This window comes from Alphaproteobacteria bacterium (assembly GCA_019746225.1).
Taxonomy (GTDB): domain Bacteria; phylum Pseudomonadota; class Alphaproteobacteria; order Paracaedibacterales; family VGCI01; genus VGCI01.
Map to the genome: position 1 here is coordinate 68627 of JAIESE010000036.1, position 11603 is coordinate 80229.

Sequence of the window (11603 nt, forward strand, 5' to 3'; positions counted from 1 at the left end):
AAATGAAAAAAATGACTATTACTCGCCTAGCTCCGGCCAAAATCAACCTCATGCTCCATGTCGTCGAGCGCTTAAACGACGGCTATCACCACCTGCAATCCTTGATTGCATTTGCGAACACAGGCGATCAAATTTCCATTGAAAAGGCGGATCAATCCAGCCTCACGGTAGATGGCCCTTTTGCCGATCAAATCACGTTCGGGCCCCATAACAGCATCATCCAAGCCGCTCAATTTATGGGGAAAAAGTATCCTGATATTGGGCAAATCCACATACATTTGACGAAGAATCTACCCATAGCTTCAGGCATCGGTGGCGGTTCCAGTGATGCGGCAGCCACCATTGCCGCCCTTCTCGATTACCACAAAGTTATCCTTTCAACAACGCAAGAAGACACTCTTATTTTGGAATCCTCTACATTGGGGGCCGATTTGCCGGTGTGTTTGGCCCGTCAATTTGCGCGGGGACCTTTCTTTTGGATTGACGGATCTGAGCGTGAAGTGTTGCCGATCCCGATTCATCAAAAATTATCCGGGGTAATACTTCTCGTGAATCCAGGTGTGGCGTTGCCAACACACGATGTTTTTGAGAAGATTCGCCCCCCCTATACCTCACCCCAAGATTTTGAGATTGTCTTGGACCATGCCTTTCAAGGGAATCTCCTGAAATACTTGAAATCTCAAGCCAACGATCTGACACCAGCCGCGATTGCTCGAGAACCCATCGTTGAGAACGTACTCGAAACGCTCCAGGCAACCCCAGACTGTCATCTCGCCCGGATGTCTGGTAGTGGGGCCACCTGCTTTGGAATATTTGGGGATGAGGACTCTGCACAACAAGCAAAGGCGCTTTTTGAAGCAAAATATCCAGAAGGTTGGAGCATAATCTGCCAATTATTTCCAGAGGCACCTACGCCTGTGAAGACTATATTTACCTGATATATTCCTGCTCAACCCTCAAAACTATCAGTTAAAGAAATGACCAGATGGCCTATAAGCCGGGTTTTGTCCGCAAAGCTTCAGATTTGCATCCTACTTTACTGTATGACTATTCATCTGGGACGACAGTTACCTGTCGCCTCTAGCGATCAACCCGGATGACCTGCACAAACACAGTTGAGGGGTTGCCCCCTCGCTCATCCCTATTAGATCTTGCTCCGAGTGGGGTTTGCCCTGCCACCTCTGTTACCAGAGGTGCGGTGCGCTCTTACCGCCCCATTTCACCCTTACCGTTGAGTTGCCTCAACGGCGGTATATTTTCTGTGGCACTTTCCCTAAAGTCAGCCTTTGTCAACTGACCCCGGCGGACGTTATCCGCCACCCTTATTTGTGTGGAGCCCGGACTTTCCTCCAACCTCGAGGTTGCCCTCAAAATCAGCAGTCATCCAGCCATCTGGTACTGTATCATATAGGTTTCCTTTGACCTTTTGTCAATGAAGCACTATGGTTGGGACACGTTTGTCTCATGAAATACAATAAAAATAGTGTGAGAGTTTTTATACCCCTTTGTCGTGATGGTCACCTAAGCGAGGAAGGTTAGATTAATAAGGAAAGATAAACAATGCAAAGCAATCCCATTTTGGTACAAATGGTTCGAGGCGATATGGTGGAAAGTTATTTCCGCGGCGCCTATGTTGTGGTAGATGCCAGCGGTCAACTTATTGATGCCGTTGGAGATGTGAAACGAGAAATATATCCACGCTCCGCCTTAAAAGCTATTCAAACGCTGGGGATGCTTACCTCTGGAGCTGCGGATTCCTTCAATGTCTCAATGCCTGAAATTGCGATGGCTTGCGCGTCCCACAATGGGGAGGATCGTCATGTTAACGTTGTAACCCAGTGGTTGGACCGTTTAGGCCTCACGTGTGATGTATTAGAGTGCGGCATTCATGCGTCTATGAGCAAGGAAACAGCCCTTGCGTTTGCTCTTGAAGGACGTGTCCTAACGCTGGCTCACAATGCTTGTTCCGGTAAACACACCGGGTTTGTCACTCTTGCTCTTCATTTAAAAGCTCCCGTAGAAGGATATTCACGCTTTGACCATCCGGTTCAAAAATACATCAACGGCGTGATTGAGGAGATGATTGAAATTGATGTGAAAACCGCCCCGATGGGAACCGATGGATGTCAGATTCCCGTGATCGGCATGCCCTTGAAGAATCTCGCCAAAGGCATGGCCAAGATCGCAAATCCGAAGATCTTGAAATCACCTTTTTCTGAAAGTGCCCAAAAAGTGGTGGCTGCCATCCAAGCACATCCGGATCTTATTGCGGGAACGGGTCGTTTTTGCAGTGCCATTACTCAAGAATCTGGGGGTGAAATTCTTGCCAAAATGGGCGCTGATGGAGTCTTTTCCGTCATTGTGCCTCATAAAGGATGGGGTATTGCTCTTAAAATTGATGATGGTCATTTGCAGGCCGCTGAAGTCGCGATCATGGGAATATTGAAAAAACATAATCTGTTGAAGAACAATCCCCACTGGGCGCAGTGGGCCAATCCCTCCATCAAGACCTGGAACAAGGAAGTCGTGGGAGAGATAGCGTTTGTGGGGTGAAGGTGTGGGAAGTTAATTTAGATTAAGATCTTTTTTGTAGCCTAATTTTAGGGAAAACCATGCTTTTCACTTACAGTCTCCTCCTCCTTATCTCGCTTCCCATCATCTACCAAGATGTTCGTCATCAAACGGTCCCCCTTTGGGGTTTGATCGTCTTTGCGATCGTATCTCTTGGTCATCAAATTGTTGCACCGAATCCGGAAGGTCGTTATGCCGCCGGGGTACTCTCTTTTATTTTTATCGTGACCCACGGCATTTTCTATCTGCTCAAGAGAAAACCCGCGATGGGTTGGGGGGATCTTATTTTAGTTCCATTTTGTGGGTTATGGCTTAACCAACAAAAGCTTCCCCTATATCTCATTTTAACAGGCATCTTTGCCCTACTCACTGGCCTCATTTGGCGTCATCGTTGGGGCCTCAAAACCTATCCGTTGACGCCCGCTCTTCTTTTAGGATTGGGGATTGTTTCCATAATTCATTGTTTTATCACGATGAATGAGGTATGAGTTAAGCAATATGATCCTCAAGGCATTTTTAAAATATGAATGATAAAACAACATCTTCGTCGGAGTTTCCCTGGGGCATCCTCTTAAAGATCTTTGTATCTGGGGGGCTCATCTTTTGGCTGATGAAAAAGATTGATCTCTCAAAAGTTTGGGAGGTAATTCAAAACCTGCATCCAGGAATCTTGGGTGCTGTCCTCGTACTCATTTGGGCAACGCACGTTGCGATTGCGAAACGCTGGCAATTGATTGTACGTTTGGGAAACGTTGAGGCGCCCTTAATTAATTTAACGGAAGCCACCTTTATTGGCGCTTTTTTCAACCAGTTTTTGCCCAGTTCCGTTGGGGGAGATTTCTTCCGCATCCTAGCTGTCCGTCGATATGGTGCTACCCTGAACAATGCGGTCACAAGCGTCTTCATGGATCGTTTGTTTGGCTTTATCGCGCTTGGTATATTGTGCCTGTTGGTCATCCCCGCAGAAGGTCAAGTTCTTTTGAACTCAGATTTAAAATGGCCTTTTGTATTAACAATCTTTCTTCTCACGGGCGTTTTCGCAGGTGGGCTTTTCCTTCTTTTTATCCCCAAATCTTGGCACACTTTTGTTCTGATTCGTCCCCTTCATTCTGTTATTGAAATGACCCAAAAAGCCTTATCTCATAAGGCGTTACTCATATCTATTCTTATGAGTTCGATCCTTGCCAGTATCCTTCTTATTGCTGGCCTTCAAGTTTTAATGATGGCATTTGATATCCAACTTACCCTCCAACAAGGTGCTGCCATTTTACCCGTGGTGATGTTGTTGACATCTCTGCCCATCTCCTTTGCAGGATGGGGTTTACGAGAAGGCGCCATCATCGTGGCGCTGGGAATTTATGGAGTGCCTCAAGAAACTGCCCTTGCCTTATCGCTGGTGTATGGCGTGTTGCATCTGGTGAGCGGGCTGCCGGGTCTGATTTTATGGCTCTTGGAGAAGCGGCGTTTGAAGCCCGTTGAATCAAGCGTGTAAATATTATATAAGTAAGTTAAACACTGATAAAATACTCAATAATTAGAGAGCGTTGTTCAGCCTCAAGTAAAGTTTGTAAATTTTATTGTTGAAATTATAAAAACAACAACCATATATCTAATAATATTAAATTATATAATATTCATTTTCCTTCAAACGATTGCTGACTTTGGGTCAGCGCATTACTTTGTTAAATTAAGAGGTTAAGTTAATGATTAGACGTGGCATTTCTCTATTTCTTGCATTGAGCATGCTCGCGCAATCTCTTGCGCCTGCCTTTGCCTCTGATCGCTTGAATTCTGTTGAGGACATTCAAAAAAATCTCGAGAAGCTTAAAAAATTTAAATCTGTTTCAGCGCCCCTTGACCTTCCAAGTGATGAAAAAAGCACCGCCGCAGGGATACTGCACTGGGCGATTAAGGACGGCAAAACTTACATTTTGATGGGCAAACGTAATGATAGCAAGGATAAAGAGATAGGTGAATGGTGCAACTTTGGGGGCAAAAGCTCTAAAAAATTTCTCTATGAAACCTCTGAAGTTCCTGCAGCTCCTGAAGTTCTTGTAGTTCCTGAAATCCCTGAAACAATAGTAGAAACTGCGGTAAGAGAAGTGCAGGAAGAGTCAAATGGCATATTTGCGACTCACCCAAGGCTCCTGCGAAAAACCGCCTTTACTGCAACCTATACCCCAAAGGAACAGGAGGGTTTGCTCTATTATATGTACTGGCAAAAAGTTCAGTATTTAGAGTCCAAAATATTTAAGGATAAAGTGAATGAGGCTAAAGATGCTCATCACAAAGAGTATACAGATTTTCTATGGGTTGATGCTGACCTCGTTCTTAAAGCAGTTCAACAAAAGTCATCCCTATTGGAGATAGAGGGCCGAAAGATTGAAATTTTCAAACCTTTCTTTCAAAACTTGTCAACTGACTCAGGCCTGGTATTGTTGAGCGAGCTTTCAAAGCACAAGAAAATAAGGCGATTTAATAAGAGTGTTCGTCCTTATCTCAATCGTCTCTATGTTCTGCCTGATGAAACCGATTCAAACTCTGGCAAAGAAGAGCCTCAGGTAGCTCATGATTCTTCTAAAGTTGACTGGGACGTTCCTGTCCCTTCGTGGGTTGTGGAAAATAAAGAGGGAAAGTGGGTCCCCAACACCCTTGAAAAATGGTGGAACCCCAAGGAGCAGCAAGACAAAGAAAACGATCCTAGAAAATATACGCCGATTACTTTTGGCAAGGATGCTTTTGGTCGAGATACGGGCAACATTAAACAAGAAAAAAGTGATTTTGCCGAAGCTGTAGCTGCGCATGGTATGGCGATGGTGCAGATCAAAAGACGCCTACAGAAAGATGTGCTCCCTCAAGCTGAACTGGGTTCAAATTGGAACCCCAACTGTGAAGAAACTCTCAGCCGAATTCATTTACGTGGTGTTTTGGGTAAGGACTTTAAAGCTCCTAAGGTCCCGAATGATAAGGCCGAGCGTCGCGCCGCTGATATTGAAAATATCAAAGCCTATTTTGATGTTTGTAAACCTGATTTTCAACGCACAATTGATCTTCTAGAGAGTGACTACGAGTTCTTTGCTGATATTTTAGAGTCTGAAACAGAAAATAGAGCGTGGCCAACATTCTTCCATGGTGCGACGACACATATCAATAACTTATACAAATCATTTACTTATCTCCGTGAGCTTATCGATGTTCGCTCCTTAAAGAATCTTATGGTCCTTCGAGGGACTGATATCTACTTCAAAGATCATCCCAACATGTGGGGTATGCTTGAACGCTTGGGCACGAGTCAAAGCTTAACATCTAATTTAATGTTATTTGTAAATTTTGTTCTCTTTGCGGGACTTAATACGACGACTTCTGCATCTTCGTCTCCAGAGTATGTCATTAATAATCATAATGTTGCCCCCCCAAATATTGAGGAAAAGTTTGAAGAGAGTTTAGCACTTGCGGGCTTTGAAAACCCGATTTATGCCTATTTCCATTCAATTTATCAGCAGTTTATTGAATTTAAAAATAAGACAGCCTCGAATAGTGTGATGTATACGATCAGTCAATCCCTTGAGGGGTTGGATGATCGTAACTACCCATGTCATCCAGGAGGCTCTTATTGTAAGGATAATAAATCAACGCAAAAGGTCCTTGGAGGAATCCAAGGAGAATTGGCACAGCATCAAAACTGCCACCAAAAATGCCTGAAAGAAAAGGATTACCTAGAAAAAAATTCCTTCAAAACCTTATTCCCTGAAAATCGCATTTTCCTTCATCCTAAAGCTGTTATGGATCCAACGAGGTTAATCATTAAAGATTTCTTGCGTTTTCCTTTATCAAAAGAAGAGGAAATGCTTTACGACAAAGAAATGCGGTTTACGACCGTTGCTATGCTCGCCGATTGGCTAGCCCAAGAAACATGTGTTATTGAGGGCAGTTTTGTAAATCCTCCTCTCCTTAAAGAATTGTATAAACGAGCTTACAAAGGGATTACGAATGATGCACTTGAAGAGAAACCCTCTATTGGGAGTCTCATTCATCTTATCTTAAATAATCACGCACCCGCTTTGAGGGGATTTTTGGACTCCTATCAGGAGGTCTTACAAAACCTCAATCCGTCTACTTTCAAAAGTCGCCTAACGTATATAACAGAAACGAGTTTATTAAATGCGCTCGTCCCTCATCGTGCAAAACTGACAGGGGAATTATTAGACTGGTTTAATAACTTAGTATCAACTTGGAAATTGAAATCAACGTCTACAATTATGGGATTGTTAAAAGGGGGTAACATAAACCTCTTTTCCTTCATCATTGAAAATATTGAAGAGCTGACCCTTGAATATATGAGCCAAGAGGACATCTCTTCACTCTTGAACGCCCTGAAAGAAAACAAAACCCTAAAAAGACTCCTAGGGAATAAGCATGCGATCGTTAGTATCTTGAATAGTCTTATGTTGGAAGAGAGCCACTGCTTAAGAGGGACTCCTTGGTTTGACGAGACCATGAAGCTCGTCCTAAAAGAAAGTGATGTGTATTTTTCTAAAAGTTCATACCATAACACTTTTTACCCCTTTATGAATATCATTCTGAACGAGAAGAGCTTAAGTGCCTACAGGAATGAACCCACAGTCGTGGAATACTGGAACACTATGCTGCGAAATTTGGGGAGCTTTATCCAAGATCTCTTAAAGGAAAAACATTATGGCGTTCTTGCTGAAGTGTTTACTCAAAGAACTGAAAATTCCTTATGTTTGAATTATGTCTCTATCCCGGATACTGAAGAAACACAAGGTGTAATACAGGCAATTACCTCCAACAACTACTTAACGAATATCACTTTAAGTGGTGTCGAAATGCCATTTTTAATGAAGTTATTAAAGGTGAGAGCTTTACGCAAATTTGATTGCAAAGGTTGTTATCTGGATGAAAAGCAACTAACGACCTTTGCGCAGGAACTAAAAGATAATAGCACTCTTGAAACACTTACCCTAGAGGAGCGTCAATTTTTTGCTGTTCTGGATGCCCTTTTAGAAACGGATGGACCGTTCCGCGATGCTCCGTGGTTTAAAGGGGCTTTGCGTAAAATTACTCAAAAGCCTCCTGAAGCATTGAAGGCAACTCAATATCAAAAGCGGTCCAACATTGTGTCAGCTATTTTAGAAGAATGCGTTGAAGAAGTCGTTTACAAGGAACATTTCAGTTACATATTAAGAAGTGATGAATTCGCTTCTTATATAAGATTTATAGAAAGCAATAGACCTTTCAAGAATGGTTGTTTGAATATAAGTGGTGTCCACTTTGATGAAAACGCAATGAGAAGTCTTGCAACAGCTTTGTCAAAGAACAAAACCGTTAAGACATTAAAACTTAACGAGTGTGAACTTTCTACATCTTTAATTGATCTGCTGTGCACGGGTCTTAGACAAAACAGCACTCTGACAAGTGTCCAACTGTCAAAGGAATCCAAGTTGGATGTTATCCATGTTCTTGATGAAATGGGAGAGGGTCCTTTTAGGCAGACACCCTGGTTTATTGCTGCACAGGAATCGGCTCGCGCCACCCCCGTGGAGACGATTCAACGCCATTTGACACAAAAGCGATGGGCACATATTTCCCCGGTTATCGCCACAACAACCATTGGATCGCTCGATTTTACAAATGTTGAATTTGATTATAAAGATCGAAATCAATGGAAAGAAGTACTCATCAACGGGTTGCGCGAAAATTCAACCCTTGAGGCCGTAACGTTTGTTGAAGGTATGGATGTTGACATCGTCTTGGCTCTCCTGGCTTCACCTGATGGCCCTTTTGCCCAAGCACCTTGGTTTGTAAGGGCAAGGGCGGCTATTCTTACAAACCCAATATCCTACATGACACGCGCTTGTCGAAATGAAAATGTGTCGGCCATGTTAAGTATTCTAAAACACTCTCCTCAAGAAATTGAACTTAAGCATTTCACCACGCGAGGGATTTGGATAGATGCCCTTGCCGAGGGCCTCTCGAGAGATGAAAATTACGTGAGCTTAAACTTTAGCGGGGCGCACCTCTATTCTGATGTTGAAAAACTCATCCCGGCTTTAAGAGTCAATACAAGACTTCAATCCTTGAATTTGAGCGCGTGTGGCCTTTATGGAAGCTCCCTACAAAGTTTAAGTGAGAGTCTTCGGGACAATAAAACCCTTGGGAAATTAACGTTGTCACCAAAGGACATGATTGCTGTCATAGGCCACTTGATGAAAGCCCCTGAAGGAGCTTTCCGGCAAGCTCCCTGGTTTGTTCAGACATGGGCCGAAATCATCTCCAATCCACAAGAGAATATTAAATTGGCCATTGAGCAAAAATGTCCTGAATTGGTTGAGAATATTATGAGAGAAACAACGGTCACCACGATGGATCTGACCCCGTTTGATCGGGGTTGTAGTGACTTTTGGATTGACTCTGCCTTCAATGGGCTTAAAGAAAATAAGACGATTCAACGCTTGAAGGTTCCTTTTGAGAGATTTGGTTATGAAGAGGACATGGGAAAACTTTCAAAATTGATGCAGGCCAACTCAGTTATATCCCATTATGAATTTGGGGGAAGGGATCGGCTAAATGATTCTGCTCTTCTTCATTTTATTGATACATTGAAGGTTCTGAAAACTCTGCCGGAACTTACCTTCTCCAATGGTGATATCAAGTTGCAGCTCTTGAATGCCCTTTATCCCAATAGGGATCAACTGACAGGGGGATTAAAATCATGGGTTGAGGTCAATATCACAGATCTTTTGGCAAATCATGAAATGAGACTAAATTCATGTTTAACCTATGGCCTGACAAATTTGATTCAGATTATTTTAGAACCTCTGACTGAGTTGAAATTAAGAGAGCTTTACTCAGGTAAATTTAGCCCAATGTGTGAGTCATTAAAGCTTAACAAAACCATAAGAGTGATCGACCTCGAATTTCCGTCTTGGAGTGGCTTTTTTACCTCACCGATCAAAGAGTTGAGAGAAGCTCTTCACGATGCGCCCCATATCCATACGGTTCGACTGGGGGGCAATAGGTATATAGACGAGAGAGAAGCAAAGGAAGTGGCGAGCCTCTTGAGAGAAACTAAAGGGGTACAGACCGTAGATTTGAGCCAGGCTGTTATGGATTCTAAGGGGATGAGTGCTTTAGTGGAAGGCGTTCGTTTCACTCAATTTGTAAAGGTTTTAAAAGTCCCTGAAAAGAACGAGCGAGATCTCCTTGAAGAAGTGATCTCTTGTGAAAATATGCCTTCAGAATGGTGGCGTACATGGCGGACGAGCGCCTGGGAGAAGGTGTGCACCTCTTTAGAGGAAAGCCTCAGCCTAGCTATTGAATCAGGACATAAAAACCTTGCCACGGCTATTTTGAAAACTGGCAATGTTCGCACGTTGGACTTAAAGGAGAAATACCTTGATGAAAAATCTCGAGCCGTTCTCGTTGATGTCCTCATGGGTGACTCATCACTTCAGACTCTAATACTGGGTGAAAAGAATGATAAGATTCTTATGAAATTACTTCCTCATAAAGAAAGTTTATCAAAGGGGGCAAAAGCTTGGGTTCAAAACACTGTACAGACAATTATGCAAGCTCCCGGACAATGGCTCAGTGAAGCTTTAAGAGGGGAATGGGGGGGCAATGAGGACCTTGCCAGATATATTCTTAAAAGCTGTACCTCTATAGAGATTCCAGATATTGGTTCTGACAAAATAATCGTTCTTTCTAAACTCCTTGCGGATAACACCACCTTAGAGTCATTGACTCTGGTTGGTGACTTGTATGAGGATAGGTGCCTTAAATACCTATATAAAGCCTTAAGAGAGAATGCGAAACTGCCGTTAAAGCGCTTGGATTTAAGTCAATGTGTTTTGAAGCACGAAAATACAACTGCAGAATCTTTAGAGGACTTAAAAATTCATAAGAACGATCTGACGATTATAGCCTGTGGGTGTAATTAGATTCTTGGCAACCCGTTGACTTCAAGGCCAAGGCAGATCCCTATTCCGTTATTGGATGGAAGAGGGCTTGTGCTTGAGAGGCCTTTTCGGTCATAATCCGTAGCAGGATTAACAACACCCGGTGCTTCATGAGATGTTCTTATTACTGTTTGGGCGATATTTATGATATCGATGAGCTCGCTAAATTCTTACGCGAGGAGGGCCGTGAGCCTAAATTCTATGACAATGTGATCCATATTCGAAAAGATGGGGAAGAATCTGAAGGGGGAGATGTTTTTATTTTTCCTTACGGATGCACCATTTTCTGGGGGTTAGAGGAGGAGGAAGAACATCAGATCCTGTCCGAAATTCGCCCATTCGTTGGTCATCCGCTGATGTTTCCAACCCACGACCTTTCCACCTTTCATTATGGAGAGGCGACGGTTATTGAAGAAGAGGAAGATGAAATCGTCCTCGAATCCGACGATGTGCTCATCAAGTTATCCCTATCCCACGGATTATCCCAATCCGTAAAGCTCGAATGGTTTGAAGAATCGGTCAGCCGAACCATTGAAAAAACACGCCACCTTCCAGCCGAACTTGCGCGAAAAGGCAAGATCTACATGTCACGAAAGAAGCTCTCCAAAAAAATCGGCGCATTATTCTCAGAGCGCAATTCTATTAACCTCCACAGCGATATCTTAGACACGCCTGAGTTTTTCTGGCGCCGCCCACGCTATGAGCCTTATTATCTGATGGCATCGGAATATTTGGACATCACAACACGCCTCGATATCCTGAATCGCCGATTGGATGTGATCCATGAACTTTATGACATTTTGTCCAGTGAGTTGAACCATCGCCACTCCTCGCGACTTGAGCTGATTATTATCCTGCTTATTCTCATTGAGGTTGTGGTCGTACTTCGCAACGAAGTGTTAAAGTTTTTATAAGCTTATTTCGTCTTAATGTTAATTTTAGCGTCCAGAGGTGCCTTTTTCGTTGACCCTGTGGCAATAATCATCTTATAAAGAGACTATTATAGTGAGATAATGGGGCCCTTAGCTCAGTTGGTAGAGCATCTGACTTTTA

6 protein-coding genes and 1 other RNA gene are annotated in these 11603 nt (G+C 43.2%); 6 read left to right on the top strand and 1 reads right to left on the bottom strand.

The annotated features are described in order from the left end of the window. Positions 1–11: 11 nt before the first annotated feature. Positions 12–938, top strand: a complete 927-nt coding sequence (locus K2Y18_06685) for a 4-(cytidine 5'-diphospho)-2-C-methyl-D-erythritol kinase (protein MBX9805421.1) — start codon at positions 12–14, stop codon at positions 936–938. Positions 939–977: 39 nt separating this feature from the next. On the opposite strand, the gene rnpB is transcribed toward K2Y18_06685, so the two are convergent. After that, positions 978–1396: RNase P RNA component class A (gene rnpB / locus K2Y18_06690), an RNA gene on the bottom strand. A 164-nt stretch (positions 1397–1560) separates the two neighbouring features. Here rnpB and K2Y18_06695 point away from each other — a divergent pair. The 5 genes from K2Y18_06695 (at position 1561) to K2Y18_06715 (ending at position 11464) form a co-directional block, all read left to right on the top strand. After that, complete coding sequence (locus tag K2Y18_06695) at positions 1561–2553, top strand: asparaginase (protein MBX9805422.1); 993 nt, start codon at positions 1561–1563, stop codon at positions 2551–2553. 59 nt (positions 2554–2612) lie between these two features. Beyond that, positions 2613–3059: an A24 family peptidase gene (locus tag K2Y18_06700; GenBank protein MBX9805423.1), complete on the top strand. Its 447-nt coding sequence runs from the start codon at positions 2613–2615 to the stop codon at positions 3057–3059. A 35-nt stretch (positions 3060–3094) separates the two neighbouring features. Continuing rightward, positions 3095–4063, top strand: coding sequence for a flippase-like domain-containing protein (locus K2Y18_06705; GenBank protein MBX9805424.1), 969 nt, complete (start codon positions 3095–3097; stop codon positions 4061–4063). Positions 4064–4274: 211 nt separating this feature from the next. Beyond that, on the top strand, positions 4275–10532 hold the full coding sequence (locus K2Y18_06710) for an NUDIX hydrolase (protein ID MBX9805425.1): 6258 nt from the start codon (positions 4275–4277) through the stop codon (positions 10530–10532). A 128-nt stretch (positions 10533–10660) separates the two neighbouring features. Continuing rightward, entirely contained in the window at positions 10661–11464 is an 804-nt protein-coding gene (locus tag K2Y18_06715; GenBank protein MBX9805426.1) for an RMD1 family protein, read from the top strand. Positions 11465–11603 lie beyond the last annotated feature (139 nt).